We start from the raw sequence: 13,789 nt of genomic DNA on the forward strand, positions 1-13,789 counted from the left end.
CGTTCTGGGCGGTTCGGTTCAGGCGAGGGCGGTAGCGGGGTGCAGCGGCAGCAGGCGCGTGGCCACCGCATCGCGCACGGCTTCGTCGTGGAAAATGCCGACCAGCGCGCGGCCCTCGGCCAGCGCTTCGCGGATCAGCGCGACCACCACGGCGCGGTTTTCAGGGTCCAGCGAGGCGGTGGGCTCGTCCAGCAGCAGGACGGGATGACCGCCGATCAGGCCGCGCGCGATATTGACGCGCTGTTGCTCGCCGCCCGAAAAGGTGGCGGGCGGCAGGTCCCACAGCCGGCGCGGCAGGTTCAGCCGCGCCAGCAGTTCAGCCGCGCGGGCGCGTGCCTCGTCCTCGCCGGCGCCGCGCTGCCGCAGCGGATCGGCCACCACGTCGAGCGCGCCCACGCGCGGGATGGCGCGCAGGAACTGGCTGACATAGCCGATCACGTCGCGGCGCAGCTGCAGCACGCGCTGCTCGCTGGCGTGGCCCAGCTCGACCCACGGCGCGCCGTCGGCGCTGGTGTCGCGCAGCCGGATGCTGCCTTCGGTGGCAAGGTAATTGCCGTACAGGCAGCGCAGCAGCGTGCTCTTGCCGGTGCCGGACGGCCCGGACAGGACCAGGCATTCGCCGCGCGCGGCATCGAAATCGATCGCGCGCAAGACCGGCAGGCGGATGCCGCCCTGGTTGTGCAACGTAAACATCTTGCCGAGGCCGCGCACCTCGACCAGCTTCTGTGGTTGTTCTGCGTGCATCGTGCTCAGCCCTGCAGGATGGAAGAAACCAGCAACTGCGTGTACGGATGCTGGGGATCGTCGAGGATCTGGTCGGTCAGGCCCTGCTCGACCACGCGCCCGCCCTGCATCACCAGGGTGCGGTGCGCCAGCAGCCTGGCGACGGCCAGGTCGTGCGTGACCAGCACCGCGGCCAGGTCCAGGTCCGCCACCAGGCGGCGCAGCAGGTCCAGCAGGCGGGCCTGCACCGACACATCGAGCGACGCCGTGGGCTCGTCCATGAACACCAGGCGCGGATGCGTGACCAGGTTGCGCGCAATCTGCAGCCGCTGCTGCATGCCGCCGGAAAAGGTGCCGGGCACGTCGTCCAGCCGCGCCAGGTCGATCTCCATCTTCTCCAGCCAGCTGCCGGCGACTTCGCGCAGGTTGCCGTAGTGGCGCTCGCCCACGGCCATCAGCCGTTCGGCGATATTGGCGCCGGCGCTGACCTGCATGCGCAGGCCGTCGCGCGCGTGCTGGCGCACGAAGCCCCAGTCGGTGCGCGCCAGCAGCCGCAGGCGCGCGCTGGACAAGGTGGCGAGGTCGGTCAGGCCGGACTCGCGCATGGCGTAGCTGACCGTGCCGCGCTGCGCCGGCGCCTGCATCGACAGTGCCTGCAGCAGCGTACTCTTGCCCGAGCCCGATTCGCCCACCACGCACAGCACTTCGCCGGGATACAGGTCGAAGCTGACGTCATGGCAGCCGTGCAGGCCGTCCCAGGTGCGCGTCAGGTTGCGCACCGACAGCAGCGGGGCGGCGCTCATTGCGCACCTCCGGCAGCGCTCTCGACGGCTTGCGCGGCCTGGCGGCCGGCGCAGTACTCGGTATCCGAGCACACGAACCGCCGCGTGCCGGCGTCGTCGGTGATGATCTCGTCCAGGTAGCTGTCGGTGGCGCCGCACTGCGCGCAGCAGTTAGACCATGACTCCACCGTGAACGGATGGTCGGCAAAGTCCAGGCTCTTGACAGCGGTGTACGGCGGCACCGCATAGACGCGCTTTTCCCGGCCCGCGCCGAACAGCATCAGCGCCGGGCTGCGGTCCAGCTTGGGGTTGTCGAACTTGGGGATCGGCGAAGGCCGCATCATGTAGCGCTGGTTGACGATCACGGGGTAGTCGTAGGTGGTGGCGATGTGGCCGTGGCGGGCGATGTCCTCGTACAGCTTGACGTGCATCGCCCCGTATTCCGCCAGCGCGTGCATGGTGCGGGTCTCGCCTTCGCTCGGCTCCAGCCAGCGCAGCGGCTCGGGAATCGGCACCTGGAACACCACCGTCTGCCCCGCGCGCAGCGGGGTCTCCGGGATCCGGTGGCGGGTCTGGATAATGCTGGCCTCGGTGGTGCGCTCGGTGGTCGGCACGCCGGTGACGCGGGCGAAGAAGCGGCGGATATTGATGGCGTTGGTGGTGTCGTCCGAGCCCTGGTCGATCACCTTGAGCACATCGTCCTTGCCGATGATCGCGGCGGTCACCTGGATGCCGCCGGTGCCCCATCCGTACGGCAGGGGCATCTCGCGGCTGCCGAACGGGACCTGGTAGCCCGGGATCGCCACCGCCTTGAGCAAGGCGCGGCGCAGCATGCGCTTGGTCGATTCGTCGAGATAGCCGAAGTTGTAGTGTTCGTCGCGGGCGATGCCCGCGGCCAGGGTGGTGTCGGCGGCGCTCATGCCAGCGTCTCCTCTTGCGGCTGTGGCTGGGGTTGCGGCTGCGGAGGTGCCGCCGCTGTCGCAGGCATGGCGCTGTCCGGCGCATGGGCGCCCTCCGCGCGCAGCCGGCGCAGCAGCTCCAGGTTGGCCTGGAAGTCCACGTAGTGCGGCAGCTTCAGGTGCTGCACGAAGCCCGAGGCCTCGACGTTGTCGCTGTGGTACAGCATGAATTCGATGTCGTTGGCCGGCGCGTCGGCGGCCTCGCCGAGCGCTTCGGCGCGCATGGCGCGGTCGGCCAGTGCCATCGACATCGCCTTGCGCTCGTTGTAGCCGAACACCAGCCCATAGCCGCGCGTAAAGCGCGGCGCCTCGTCGGCATTGCCGGCAAACTGGCTCACCATCTGGCATTCGGTCAGCTCGATCTCGCCAATGGTGACGGCAAAGCCGAGCTCTTCGACGAACAGCTCCACCTCGGCCGTGCCGTAGCGGATCTCGGCCGCGAACGGGTGCGAATTGCCGTAGCCGCGCTGGGTCGAGTAGCCCATCGACAGCAGGAAGCCCTCGTCGGCACGCGCCAGGTTCTGCAGGCGCGCGGCGCGGCCGGCGGGGAAGGTCAGCGGCTCGCGCGTCAGGTCGGGCGGCGCGGGGTCGCCGGCGGGAATCTCGTCGGCCTCGACCAGTTCGTCCGCTTCCAGCAGGCTGGTCACGCGCGGCATGGTGTCGGACAGCGGTTCCAGCTCAGGGGGCAGCGGCTGGGGCGCGCGGCCGGCTTCGAGCGAGAAGTCCAGCAGCCGCTGGGTGTAGTCGTAGGTGGGCCCCAGCACCTGGCCGCCGGGCACATCCTTGAAGGTCGACGAGATCCGGCGCTGCAGGCGCATCGCGCCGGTATCGAGCGGCTGCGTATAGCCGAAGCGCGCCAGCGTGGTGCGGTACGCGCGCAGCAGGAAGATCGCCTCGATCTGGTCGCCGGCGGCCTGCTTGAGCGCCAGCGCCGCCAGGTGCGGGTCGTACAGCGAGCCCTCGGCCATGACGCGCGCCACCGCCAGCGGCATCTGCTCGCGGATCTGTGCCAGCGTGAGTTCCGGCACCGCGGTGTCGCCGCGGCGATAGGCGTCGAGCATCCGGTAGGAATTGAGGATGGCGCGTTCGCCTCCTTTGACGGCTACGTACATGTCAGTCCTCCACGATGGTGGTGCGCGTCAGCGCGCAGAACCGGTCGCCGCTGCACAGCAGCAGGTCCACGCCGAGCGGGAAGCCGGCGTTGTTGGCGCGCCAGGCCGCGCGAAAGTCCGCGGGCAAGCCGGTAACGCGCAGCACTTGGGTGTGCTCGATGCCGGGACCGCGCAGCGTCAGGGTGTCGCCGTCGGCGAGCGAGGCCACTTCCACCAGCACCGTGGCCGAGCGGTCAGGGAAGGCCGGGTCGCCCTGCGCGCAGTCCGTGAGCGCCGGCATGGCATGGCCGGCCGGCACGCAGACGAAGGCCGCGGCGCCGGGATCATCCGTCAGCCGGCAGCCGCAGTGAAAGCGCAGGAAGGCACGCGCCGCGGCCGGCACGGCGGCGGGCAGCCAGACCGGCGTATCGGCATCGGCCAGCGTCAGCAGCAGCGCCGCCAGCGCCGACGACAGGCCCTCGGGCAAGCCGCTGCGGGCCGGCAGTGCCTGCAGCTGGCCCGGGTGGGCAAACGCCTGCAGCGCGGCACGGAACACCTGCTGGGCATCGTCGACCGGATCGTCGAAGCCGGGCAGCAGCGCGGCGGCCGGCGTGGATGGCATCGGTTGGGTGGTGTTCATCTCAGTCTTCTCCGCGGACCATGGTGAAGAACTCGACGCGCGTCTGCGCGGCCGTGGCCGCCGCGTGCGCGGCGCGGCGGGCGTGGGCCTCGGCCAGCGGCGCGAGCACCAGGTCCTGCACGCGCTGGTGCCAGGCCGGACGCTGCAGCAGCGCGTCCAGCACCGCGGCCTGCTCGGCATGGCGCTCGCTGCGGCCCTGGACATAGGCAATGCCCGCGGCAGCAGCTCCGGCAACATCGGCGCCGTCAGCCTCGAGCACGACCGCGCAGCGCGTCACCGTGATTTCCCCAAGATTGAACTGGGCCCCGGTGCCGCCGGCACGGCCCCGCACCATGGCCATGCCGGCCTCGGGCTTGCGCAGCAGCCGGTAGGGGGGCAGGGCCTGCGCTTGCGCAAGCCGTTGGTAGGCGCCGTCGAGTGCTTCGTCTGGCGCGGTCGCCAGGATCCGCAGCCAGGCGGCGCGGGCAGCATGGGCTGCGGGCGCATCGGGCAGCGCGTTTTCGCTTTGCATCATCACCCCTATACGTCTATACGTTTAGATGTCGTTGCTGGAACACGCAGCTACTAGACCACAGCCAAATGAATGTTTCATGACGGGGCAGGGGATTGCTCGGGCACGCTGCCAGCGCGGCATGACTCAGGCACAATCGCACGGCATGGGTTAACGCTTGATGACAAGAGGACAGCGCAAGATGTCTGATCGAGAAGTGGAACGGGGTTCGGGCGTCGCGGTGTGGCGCCAGATTGGCGAGGCGCTGGCGGACGACATCCGCAAGAAGCTGTACCTGCCGGGCGAGCAATTGCCGCCGGAGCCGGAGCTCGCCAACCGCTTCGCCGTGAACCGCCACACCATCCGCCGCGCCATGGGCGAGCTGGAACTGAGCGGGCTGGTGCGCATCGAGCAGGGCCGCGGCACCTTCGTGCAGGAGCACGCGATCGACTACGCCATCGGGCGCCGCACGCGCTTCTCGCAGAACCTGGCGGCGCAGGGCGTGCGCGGCCATACCGAAGTCGTCGCCAGCCAGGTGGTGCGCGCGCCGGACGTGGCCAGGCAGCTGGGGCTGGCACGCACCGCCGAGCTGCTCCATGCGCAGATGATCGGCAAGGCCGAGGACCGCACCATCGACGTGGCCGAGCACTACTTCGACCTCAAGCGCTTTCCCGGCATCGACGAGGTGCTGCGCGCCAGGCAATCCGTATCGCGCGCGTTGGCGCACTACGGCATTGCCGATTACACGCGCAAGTGGTCGCGCATTACCGCGGCGATGCCAAGCGCGCCGGTGGCGCGGATGCTGAACCAGCCCAAGACGCGCCCGGTGCTGCAGGTCGAGGCGCTGAACGTCGATATCGACGGCAACCCGGTGCAGTACAGCGTGGTGCGTTTCGCCGGCGACTGGGTGCAGCTGACGGTGTCCGACCGTGACTGAGGCGGCCGCGCGGGATTGGTCTAGACATCCGGCTGTCATCTGCCTGCGCTACTGTCTGCGGTCAACCCCACCAAACCGGGGCAGCCTGCGCCTGCGCGCGCGTGATGCCGCTGGTAACCTTGCCGCATGACTCAAGCTGCGTACCGCTACGCCATCTACCTGTCGCCATCCGGCCCGCTGGGCACCTTCGGCAAACATTGGCTGGGGCGCGACGCCGACACCGGCGCCACGCTGCCTCCGCCCGGCGACATGCCCGCCGCGCCGGCGGATTGGATCAAGGCGCCGGCCCACTACGGCCTGCATGCCACTCTGAAGCCGCCGTTCAGGCTTGCCGACGGCGCCAGTGGGGCGATGGTCGATGCCGCCGCGCGGGAGCTTGCGCGTCGGCAAACGCCGTTCGATGCAGCGCTGGCGCTGCGCGCGCTGCGGGGTTTTATCGCGTGGACGCTCGCGGATGGCGGCTCGCCGCCGATGCAGGCGCTGGCCGATGCCTGCGTGCTGGCTTTCGATCCCCTGCGCGCGCCGCCTTCGGCACAGGACCTGGCCAGGCGCGCGCCGGACCAGTTGAGCGATGAAGAGCGCCGCATGCTCGACGCATGGGGCTATCCGTATGTGTTCGGCACCTTCGTGTTCCATATCACCCTGACCGGCATGCTCGACGTCGCCAGCCAGCGCGCCGCGATCGCGCAACTGGAAGCAGCCAGCGGCAAGCTGCTGCAATCGCCATTGCATGTGGACCGCGTCAGCGTCTTCGTGCAGCCCGCCGCGGGCGAGGATTTTGTCGTCGCCCGCCATTACGGCTTCGACGGCAGCACCGTGGACGGCGCCGGCGCGGCGTACCTGGGCACATGAGCGCCGCGACCGTGGCCGACGGAGACGGCCTGTTCTACCTGATGGGACCGTCCGGCAGCGGCAAGGACTCGCTGCTGCGCGCGCTGCGCGAGCGCCTGTGCGCCGATCACCGCATCGTCATCGCGCATCGCTACATCACCCGCGCCGCCGACGCCAACGAGGCCTCGGTGGCGCTGACGCCCGAGGAATTCCACCGCCGCCGGGCGCTGGGCTGCCTGGCGCTGGACTGGCACAGCCACGGCCTGCACTACGGCATCGGCATCGAGATCGAGCAGTGGCTGGCGCGCGGCCTGACGGTGATCGTCAACGGCTCGCGCGAGTACCTGCCCCAGGCGGTGGCACGCTACCCCAGGCTGTGCGCGGTGCACGTACGGGTGCAGCCCGAGGTGCTGGCCGCGCGGCTGCGCCAGCGCGGACGCGAAGCGGAAGACGCGATTGCCAGACGGCTGGCCCGCGCGCGGCAGGCGTTCGCCGTGCCGGCGGGATGCCGGCTGGTCGAGATCGACAACAGCGGCGGGCTGGAGAGCGCGGTGGCGGCGCTGGCGCAACTGGTGGGTGCGGCACCGGGCGCCTCACCTGCAGCGGCACGCCAGGCCTGATTCAGAGCGCGATGCTGAAGCTGATGCCGTGCTCGGTAAAGCCGAGCTGGCGATAGAACTGGTGGGCGCGCAGGCGTCGCGCATTGGATGACAGCGCCAGCTTGGCCGCACCGGCCTCGCGCGCCAGGCGCATCGCCTCGCGCATCATGGCCTTGCCGATGCCCATGCCGCGCGCGGCCGGTGCCACCACCACCGCTTCGACAATCGCCTCGGGGCGCCCGTCGTGGACCATCACCGGGAACACCAGCAGGCTGAAGGTGCCCAGTGGCACCTCATCGGCGCCCACCATCATGTAGCAGCGGTAGTCAGGATAGCGTCGCATGGTCGCATAGCGCTCGCGCATGGTGGCGAGCGGCAGCGGCGCCTCGCCGTCCATCGCGGCCAGCAGCGCGGACAGGTGCAGCAGCTCGGCGTCGGAGCCGCGCACTTCGCGCAGCGCCAGCGAGACTTCGGTGGTCGGCATGGTGTTCAGACCAGCACCTTGCGGATCTGGGCCGACAGGATGTCGATGGCCGAGACGAACACGATGATGATGATCATCACGGCACAGGTCTGCCCGTACTGGAAGCTGCGGATGATTTCCCACAGCACGGTGCCGATGCCGCCGGCGCCGACGATGCCCACCACCGACGCCGAGCGCACGTTGGACTCGAAGCGGTACAGCGCGAACGACAGCCACAGCGGCAGCACCTGCGGAATCACGCCGTAGACGATCTCCGCGACCGGGCCCGCGCCGGTGGCGCGCACGCCTTCGACCGGGCGCGGGTCGATGGCTTCGACGGCTTCGGCAAACAGCTTGGCCAGCACGCCGGTGGTATGGATCCAGATCGCCAGCACGCCGGCGAACGGGCCCAGCCCGACGGCGACGATGAACAGCATGGCGAACACCATTTCATTGATGGCGCGGCACGCGTCCATGACGCGGCGCGCGGGCTGGTAGACCCAGGCCGGCACGATGTTGGCCGAGCACAGCAGCCCCAGCGGCACCGCCATCACCACGGCCAGGGCCGTGCCCCACAGCGCGATCTGCACGGTGACCAGCATCTCGTCCAGGTAGTGGCGCCAGTCGCGGAAATCGGGCGGGAAGAAATCCGCCGCGAACCTGGCCATGTTGTCGGAATCGCGCAGCAGGTCGAGCGGACGCATGTCGGCGCCTTGCCACGAGAGGGCCAGCATGGCCAGCAGCACTGCCCAGGTCAGCGGCACGGCAAGGGATGTGCGCGGCGGGCGCACATGGCTTCGGGGCGAGGGAGGGAGGCCAGGCGTGGCGGTGACTGTCATGGAACGGTCCGGATGCAACGGGGAATGGGAATGCGGGGGCGAGGCGGGCGGCGACGGGCCCCCGGCCTCGGTGAGACAGGATGAACAGTGTGGCAGCGGCGATCGGATTACTGCGTGCTGCTGGCGCTGCCGGCGGCCTTGTCCAGCTCAGCCAGGCGGCGGGTCACGTCGGACAGGCGTTTTTCCTTGTCGGCGGCGGCCAGCGTGGTATCCGATTCGATCTTGGCCTTTTCGCGTGCCAGCTCGATCTGGCGGATCGGCACCAGCTGCGCATCGCTCGAGGCGCGGAAGCCCTGGTAAGTCAGGCCCGCCAGCACCTGCTTCTCGCGCGCCGCGTCGGTGCCCTTGCCGTAGTTGACGAAGAAGGTCTGGATCTTCTTCTTCAGTTCGGGCGCCAGGTCCTTGCGGTAAACCATCGGGTCGGCCGGGATCAGCGGCGACTTCCACAGCACGCGCACCTGGTCATAGGCGTTCTTGCCCGTGTTGATGCGGTAGCGCTCCATGTTCTCGGTGTTGTTGACGGCCACGTCGACCTGCTTGTTCAGCACCGACAGCAGGTTGGTCTCATGGTTGCCGATGCGCACGGCCTTGAACAGCGTCTTCGGCTCGACCTTGTTGGCGTTCCACAGGTAGAAGCCCGGCACCGCCGTGCCCGAGGTGGAGTTGGGGTCGCCGGCGCCGTAGGTCAGGTCCTTGCCGCGCTTGATCACGTCCTCGACGCTCTTCAGGTCGCTGTCCTTGTTGACCACCAGCACCGACCAGTAGCCCGGGTTGCCGTCCTTGTCGATCACCGACGCAAAGACCTCGCCGCTGGCGCGGTCCACCGCCTCCATGGCCGACTTGTTGCCGAACCAGGCGATCTGCACCTTGTTGAAGCGCATGCCTTCGATGATGCCGGCATAGTCGGAGGCGAAGAACGGCTTGATGGGCACGCCCAGGGTCTTGCTCAGGTCGTCGATCAGCGGCTGCCAGGCGGTCTTCAGGTTCGACGACGATTCGGTCGAGATAAAGCCGATGCTCAGGCTCCTGGCCTCCTGGGCAAAGGCGGGCAGGGCGGGGAGGGCAACCGCGGCCGAGGCCGCGACGGCGATGAAAATTCTGCGAAGCATGGGCAACTCCCGGTGGAATGCGGTTTGGGGTGAATGGGTCTGCGGCAACCGCTCAGGCGGCGGCCAGGTTCATCGTGACCAGCGCCGGCGCCGGCATGGGCGCGGTGGCGTCGTCGTCTTCCGGCACGGCATCGCGCAGCAGTTCGTCGGCTTCGGTGCCGTAGAGGTCGCGCAGCATGGCCGGCGTCAGCGCCGCCGACGGGCCGTCATAGACCACCTTGCCGTGGCGCAGCGCGACCACGCGCGGGCAGTAGCGCATGGCCACGTCCACCTGGTGCAGCGACACCACCACCGCCACCTTGCGGGTGCGGTTGATCTGCCTGAGCAGCGACATCACGCGGCGCGACGATTCCGGGTCGAGCGAGGCGATCGGCTCGTCGGCCAGGATCACGCTGGCGTTCTGCACCAGCGTGCGCGCAATCGCGGCGCGCTGCTGCTGGCCGCCCGACAGCGTCGAAGCCCGCTGAAAGGCATAGTCGTCTATACCAACTTGCGCAAGGGCATCGAGCCCGCTGCGGATTTCATCGGCCTTGAACACGCGCAGCAGGCCGCGCCACTTCGGTACGCGCGACAGCATGCCGACCAGCACATTGGTGATCACCGGCAGGCGGCCCACCAGGTTGAACTGCTGGAACACGAAACCGATCTCGCGCCGCACCTGGCGTACGTTGCCCGCCAGCCGGCCGTTGCGCTGCACGTGGCGGCCGTTGACCAGGATCTCGCCGGCGCCGGCGTCGCCGGTGACGAAGCCGGCCACGTGGCGCAGCAGCGTAGACTTGCCGGATCCGGACGCGCCCAGCAGGGCGACCATCTCGCCCGGTGCGACCTGCAGCGTGACATCGTCAAGCGCCTTGCGGTCCGCACGGAACGATTTGCTCAGCCCGCGGACTTCAATTGCGTGCGTCATGTCGACTCCCCTGACTTGAATGACCTGCGCATTCTGGCGGGGGTGGATGACAGAACGATGACTGGCGGACCGATCGGGAGCGGTCATCGGACACCGATTTCCCCGGGGCCAGGCCAGGGACCCGGTAAAGTCTCGTTTATTTCGCTGCGCTGGCTACGCTGGTTTGCCGGCACACCACGGTCTCGACGATCTGATATGAACAAAACTCTTCAAAGGGCAATGCAGGGCATTGCCGCCGCTGCGGCGCTGCTTTGCGGCGCCAGTGCCCATGCTGGCGTCGATGCCGGCGCGCTCAAGCGTGTCGTCGACGCGGCGGTCCAGCCGGTGATGCAGGCGCATGACGTGCCGGGCATGGCCGTGGCCGTCACGGTTGGCGGCAAGCAGTACGACTTCCACTACGGCGTGGCCGACAAATCCGATGGCCGCAAGGTCGACGCCGACACGCTGTTCGAGATCGGCTCGGTCAGCAAGACCTTCACCGCGACGCTGGCCGCCTATGCGCAGGCCCGCGGCGACCTGTCGCTGGCCGACAATGCGGCGAAGTACCTGCCGGAACTCGCCGGCAGCAGCGTGGGCGCGACCAGCCTGCTGCACCTGGGCACCTATGCGGCCGGCGGGCTGCCGCTGCAGTTTCCGGCGGCCGTCACCGATACCGGCAAGATGGTCGACTATTTCCGCAACTGGCGCCCCCGCTACGCCCCGGGGACCTACCGGCAATACTCGAATCCCAGCATCGGCCTGTTCGGCTTCCTGGCCGCGCGCAGCATGGGGCAGCCGTTCGACGTACTGATGGAGACGACCCTGTTCCCCGCGCTGGGGCTGCGCAGCACCTACATCACGGTGCCGAAAGCGCGCATGGGTGACTATGCCTATGGCTACGCCAGGGACGGCAAGCCGACCCGCGTGACGCCCGGCGTGCTGGATGCCGAGGCCTACGGTGTGAAGACCACCTCGGCCGACATGATGCGCTTCGTCAGGGCCAACATCGACAGCACCGGGCTCGACGAGACCCTGCGGCGCGCGCTGGCCGCGACCCGCACCGGCTACTTCCAGGTCGGCGACATGGTGCAGGGGCTGGCCTGGGAAATGTACGCCTGGCCGGCGCAGCGCGACAGCGTGCTGGCCGGCAGTTCGCAGCAGGTGGTGTTCGAGGCCAATCCGGTGGCGCGGCTGGAGCCGCCGCAGGCCGCGCGCAGCGGCATGCTGGTCAACAAGACCGGCTCGACCAATGGCTTTGGCGCCTATGTCGCCTACGTGCCGTCGCAACGCATCGGCATCGTGATGCTGGCGAACAAGAACTACCCGGTCGCGGAACGGGTGAAGGCGGCGTTCCAGGTGCTGACATACCTGGACGGCCAGGCCGCGGGGGAGCGGAAGCCTTGACAGAGGCTTGCCAATAGCGGCCCAGGCTCCGCAACGCCGGAAGAATTTTTTGGTGGGGGCGGAATAATCGTGGCGTCCAGCGTGTATACGCAGATAACCGCCCGGGCCCAGGCACACGCCAGGCCCGGCCAACCGGAGACCCGCGATGCAACGGAGTTCCTCACGCCATGGCGCCGCCACCGCGGCACGCGCCCTGGCGGCGCTGTGCCTGTCGGCCGCCAGCTTTGCCGTGCCGGCCGAGAATGCCCACCAGCACCCCGCCCACGCGGCGGCATCGCCGCCCTTTGTGGCCAGCACCGCAAAGCCCTACGCCGGCCTGATCGATGACGCCATGGGCGTGATGCACCACGGCATGACCCAGGCGCCGACCAATGGCGTGCCGGACCATGACTTCGTGGCCATGATGATCCCCCACCACCAGGGCGCCATCGACATGGCCAAGGCGTTGCTGCTGTACGGCAAGGATCCGGCGCTGCGCAACCTGGCCCAGGCCATCATTACCGAGCAGCAGAACGAGATACGGCTGATGCAGGCGTGGTTGCAGCGCCACCAGGCGCAGCCGCCCCAGGCCACGCCGCGCTGACCACGCCAATCCCGCCACCGAGCCAACCGCATCCAGTTCCATGACCGCCATGAAGAAGAAAACGCTTGTCGCCCTGGCCATCTCGCTCGGCGCGCCGCTGGCCGGCGCCGCCCCGCAACCGCAGGACCGCGTGTACACCGCGGACCAGAACAGCAACACCGTGTCGGTGATCGACCCCGCCGGCAACCGGCTGCTGGGCCAGATCCGGCTGGGCAATGCACGGCCCGACGTGCTGTCGCCGCTGTACAAGGGCGAACTCAACGTACACGGCCTGGGGTTCTCGCCGGACCACCGGACGCTGATCGCCATCTCCAATGGCTCCAACTCGGTCGCGTTCATCGATACCGCCACCAACCGGGTCAAGGGCATCGCGTATATCGGCCGCTCTCCGCATGAGGGCTTCTTTACCGCCGACGGCAAGGAGGTATGGGTGGTGGTGCGCGGCGAAGACTACATCTCGGTCATCGATCCCGCCACGTTCCGTGAAACCCGCCGCATCCCGACCACGGCGGGGCCGGGCATGGTGCTGTTCCATCCGGCGGGCAAGCTTGCTTTCGTCGTGTCCAGCTTCAATCCGGTGGTCGACGTGATCGACGTCAGGGCCCGCAAGGTGGTGAAGCGGCTGGACGTGGCCAGCCCGTTCTCGCCGTTCCTGCAATTTACGCCGGACTTCAAGGAGGTCTGGATGACGCACAAGGACGTGGGCAAGGTCACGCGCATCGACACCGACAAGCTGGCCGTCAAGGGCGTGTTCGACACCGGCTTCATCACCAACCACGTGGCCTTTGCCCGCACCGCCCGCGGCACGCTCGCCTACGTGACGGTGGGCGGCGAGAACGTGGTCAAGGTGTTCACCACCGACGCCACGCCCACGCTGGCCGCGACCATCCCGGTCGGCGCGCTGCCGCATGGCATCTGGGCCGCCGATGACGGCTCGCGGATCTATGTCGGCCTCGAGAACGGCGACGCGGTGGACGTGATCGACACCGCGGCCAACCGCGTCACGGCGCGCGTGCCGGTGGGCCAGGCGCCACAGGCGCTGGTCTATGTCAGCAATGCGGTGCCCGCCGGAGCCGGCACCGACAACCTTGTGCCGCGGGCGAACAGCGAACCCGTCAACGTTGCGCTCAGGCCGCCCCGCGGCGAGGCCAAGGGTTTCGTGGTGGCGCGTAACCTGGGCGTGGTCGACGCGCTGGAGGTTTCGCTGTTCAAGCTGAAGCCGGAAACCAGCTACAGCGTCTATGTGGGCGCGCAGAAGGCGCCGGTGGCCAGCTTCAGGACCAACCCGGCCGGCATGGCCAATGGCACCGCCATCGGTCCGCTGCGCGAGGTGGTGTCGACGCTGTCGCCACAGGCGCCGTCACCGGTGCAACTGATGGTGATGGAGGGCAACGCGCCGCCGGACCCGGCCGCGGCGGTGCTGCTCAGCGCGCCGTAACGGCTGGCGGCACTG

Annotated in this window: 16 protein-coding genes; 6 read left to right on the top strand and 10 right to left on the bottom strand. The window is 68.9% G+C overall.

Annotated features, from left to right (window positions below; translation table 11 throughout):
* Positions 1 to 18: 18 nt before the first annotated feature.
* The 6 genes from phnL to phnG are packed head-to-tail and all read right to left on the bottom strand — an operon-like array spanning position 19 to position 4,709.
* Positions 19 to 744 carry a phosphonate C-P lyase system protein PhnL gene (phnL, locus tag FHX60_RS08765; RefSeq protein ID WP_112777171.1) on the bottom strand — a complete coding sequence of 242 codons (726 nt, stop codon included), beginning with the start codon at positions 742 to 744 and terminating at the stop codon, positions 19 to 21.
* A gap of 5 nt (positions 745 to 749) precedes the next feature.
* Positions 750 to 1,526, bottom strand: a complete 777-nt coding sequence (gene phnK, locus FHX60_RS08770) for a phosphonate C-P lyase system protein PhnK (RefSeq protein ID WP_111521615.1) — start codon at positions 1,524 to 1,526, stop codon at positions 750 to 752.
* Positions 1,523 to 2,425 (bottom strand): alpha-D-ribose 1-methylphosphonate 5-phosphate C-P-lyase PhnJ, encoded by a 903-nt coding sequence (locus tag FHX60_RS08775; RefSeq protein ID WP_092316926.1) that lies wholly within the window; start codon positions 2,423 to 2,425, stop codon positions 1,523 to 1,525. The genes phnK and FHX60_RS08775 overlap by 4 nt, the downstream gene beginning before the upstream one ends.
* A complete protein-coding gene (locus FHX60_RS08780; protein ID WP_183283095.1) occupies positions 2,422 to 3,576 on the bottom strand; it encodes a carbon-phosphorus lyase complex subunit in 1,155 nt (384 codons plus the stop codon). Before FHX60_RS08780 ends, FHX60_RS08775 begins: the two co-directional genes overlap by 4 nt.
* Position 3,577: 1 nt before the next feature.
* Positions 3,578 to 4,195, bottom strand: a complete 618-nt coding sequence (gene phnH / locus FHX60_RS08785; protein ID WP_183283096.1) for a phosphonate C-P lyase system protein PhnH — start codon at positions 4,193 to 4,195, stop codon at positions 3,578 to 3,580.
* Between the two features lies 1 nt (position 4,196).
* On the bottom strand, positions 4,197 to 4,709 hold the full coding sequence (gene phnG / locus FHX60_RS08790) for a phosphonate C-P lyase system protein PhnG (protein WP_183283097.1): 513 nt from the start codon (positions 4,707 to 4,709) through the stop codon (positions 4,197 to 4,199).
* A 178-nt stretch (positions 4,710 to 4,887) separates the two neighbouring features.
* On the opposite strand from phnG, the gene phnF reads away from it, so the two are divergent.
* From phnF to phnN, 3 genes are all read left to right on the top strand, one after another.
* Complete coding sequence (gene phnF, locus FHX60_RS08795) at positions 4,888 to 5,622, top strand: phosphonate metabolism transcriptional regulator PhnF (protein WP_112777175.1); 735 nt, start codon at positions 4,888 to 4,890, stop codon at positions 5,620 to 5,622.
* 126 nt (positions 5,623 to 5,748) lie between these two features.
* Positions 5,749 to 6,474 (top strand): DUF1045 domain-containing protein, encoded by a 726-nt coding sequence (locus tag FHX60_RS08800; protein WP_183283098.1) that lies wholly within the window; start codon positions 5,749 to 5,751, stop codon positions 6,472 to 6,474.
* The gene (gene phnN, locus FHX60_RS08805) at positions 6,471 to 7,073 is read left to right on the top strand and encodes a phosphonate metabolism protein/1,5-bisphosphokinase (PRPP-forming) PhnN (protein ID WP_112777177.1); all 603 of its coding nucleotides are present in this window, start codon (positions 6,471 to 6,473) and stop codon (positions 7,071 to 7,073) included. The genes FHX60_RS08800 and phnN overlap by 4 nt, the downstream gene beginning before the upstream one ends.
* Position 7,074: 1 nt before the next feature.
* On the opposite strand, the gene FHX60_RS08810 is transcribed toward phnN, so the two are convergent.
* The 4 genes from FHX60_RS08810 to phnC form a co-directional block, all read right to left on the bottom strand.
* Positions 7,075 to 7,536 carry a GNAT family N-acetyltransferase gene (locus tag FHX60_RS08810; protein ID WP_183283099.1) on the bottom strand — a complete coding sequence of 154 codons (462 nt, stop codon included), beginning with the start codon at positions 7,534 to 7,536 and terminating at the stop codon, positions 7,075 to 7,077.
* Between the two features lie 5 nt (positions 7,537 to 7,541).
* Positions 7,542 to 8,354: a phosphonate ABC transporter, permease protein PhnE gene (gene phnE / locus FHX60_RS08815; RefSeq protein ID WP_112777179.1), complete on the bottom strand. Its 813-nt coding sequence runs from the start codon at positions 8,352 to 8,354 to the stop codon at positions 7,542 to 7,544.
* Positions 8,355 to 8,461: 107 nt separating this feature from the next.
* Positions 8,462 to 9,463 carry a phosphonate ABC transporter substrate-binding protein gene (gene phnD / locus FHX60_RS08820; RefSeq protein ID WP_183283100.1) on the bottom strand — a complete coding sequence of 334 codons (1,002 nt, stop codon included), beginning with the start codon at positions 9,461 to 9,463 and terminating at the stop codon, positions 8,462 to 8,464.
* A 52-nt stretch (positions 9,464 to 9,515) separates the two neighbouring features.
* Complete coding sequence (gene phnC / locus FHX60_RS08825; RefSeq protein ID WP_092316897.1) at positions 9,516 to 10,370, bottom strand: phosphonate ABC transporter ATP-binding protein; 855 nt, start codon at positions 10,368 to 10,370, stop codon at positions 9,516 to 9,518.
* 195 nt (positions 10,371 to 10,565) lie between these two features.
* On the opposite strand from phnC, the gene ampC reads away from it, so the two are divergent.
* The 3 genes from ampC to FHX60_RS08840 all read left to right on the top strand — a co-directional run bounded on the left by ampC (position 10,566) and on the right by FHX60_RS08840 (position 13,774).
* Entirely contained in the window at positions 10,566 to 11,753 is a 1,188-nt protein-coding gene (gene ampC / locus FHX60_RS08830; protein ID WP_112777181.1) for a class C beta-lactamase, read from the top strand.
* Positions 11,754 to 11,898: 145 nt separating this feature from the next.
* Complete coding sequence (gene copM, locus FHX60_RS08835) at positions 11,899 to 12,336, top strand: CopM family metallochaperone (RefSeq protein WP_183283101.1); 438 nt, start codon at positions 11,899 to 11,901, stop codon at positions 12,334 to 12,336.
* A gap of 49 nt (positions 12,337 to 12,385) precedes the next feature.
* The gene (locus FHX60_RS08840) at positions 12,386 to 13,774 is read left to right on the top strand and encodes a YncE family protein (RefSeq protein ID WP_183283426.1); all 1,389 of its coding nucleotides are present in this window, start codon (positions 12,386 to 12,388) and stop codon (positions 13,772 to 13,774) included.
* Positions 13,775 to 13,789 lie beyond the last annotated feature (15 nt).

It is taken from the genome of Cupriavidus alkaliphilus (assembly GCF_014191175.1).
GTDB lineage: Bacteria > Pseudomonadota > Gammaproteobacteria > Burkholderiales > Burkholderiaceae > Cupriavidus > Cupriavidus alkaliphilus.

What these genes read in the sequence shown, in the direction of transcription:
- phnL (WP_112777171.1), bottom strand. Translation starts at nt 744, where the DNA reads ATGCACGCAGAACAACCACAGAAGCTGGTCGAGGTGCGCGGCCTCGGC.
- phnK (WP_111521615.1), bottom strand. Translation starts at nt 1,526, where the DNA reads ATGAGCGCCGCCCCGCTGCTGTCGGTGCGCAACCTGACGCGCACCTGG.
- FHX60_RS08775 (WP_092316926.1), bottom strand. Translation starts at nt 2,425, where the DNA reads ATGAGCGCCGCCGACACCACCCTGGCCGCGGGCATCGCCCGCGACGAA.
- FHX60_RS08780 (WP_183283095.1), bottom strand. Translation starts at nt 3,576, where the DNA reads ATGTACGTAGCCGTCAAAGGAGGCGAACGCGCCATCCTCAATTCCTAC.
- phnH (WP_183283096.1), bottom strand. Translation starts at nt 4,195, where the DNA reads ATGAACACCACCCAACCGATGCCATCCACGCCGGCCGCCGCGCTGCTG.
- phnG (WP_183283097.1), bottom strand. Translation starts at nt 4,709, where the DNA reads ATGATGCAAAGCGAAAACGCGCTGCCCGATGCGCCCGCAGCCCATGCT.
- phnF (WP_112777175.1), top strand. Translation starts at nt 4,888, where the DNA reads ATGTCTGATCGAGAAGTGGAACGGGGTTCGGGCGTCGCGGTGTGGCGC.
- FHX60_RS08800 (WP_183283098.1), top strand. Translation starts at nt 5,749, where the DNA reads ATGACTCAAGCTGCGTACCGCTACGCCATCTACCTGTCGCCATCCGGC.
- phnN (WP_112777177.1), top strand. Translation starts at nt 6,471, where the DNA reads ATGAGCGCCGCGACCGTGGCCGACGGAGACGGCCTGTTCTACCTGATG.
- FHX60_RS08810 (WP_183283099.1), bottom strand. Translation starts at nt 7,536, where the DNA reads ATGCCGACCACCGAAGTCTCGCTGGCGCTGCGCGAAGTGCGCGGCTCC.
- phnE (WP_112777179.1), bottom strand. Translation starts at nt 8,354, where the DNA reads ATGACAGTCACCGCCACGCCTGGCCTCCCTCCCTCGCCCCGAAGCCAT.
- phnD (WP_183283100.1), bottom strand. Translation starts at nt 9,463, where the DNA reads ATGCTTCGCAGAATTTTCATCGCCGTCGCGGCCTCGGCCGCGGTTGCC.
- phnC (WP_092316897.1), bottom strand. Translation starts at nt 10,370, where the DNA reads ATGACGCACGCAATTGAAGTCCGCGGGCTGAGCAAATCGTTCCGTGCG.
- ampC (WP_112777181.1), top strand. Translation starts at nt 10,566, where the DNA reads ATGAACAAAACTCTTCAAAGGGCAATGCAGGGCATTGCCGCCGCTGCG.
- copM (WP_183283101.1), top strand. Translation starts at nt 11,899, where the DNA reads ATGCAACGGAGTTCCTCACGCCATGGCGCCGCCACCGCGGCACGCGCC.
- FHX60_RS08840 (WP_183283426.1), top strand. Translation starts at nt 12,386, where the DNA reads ATGAAGAAGAAAACGCTTGTCGCCCTGGCCATCTCGCTCGGCGCGCCG.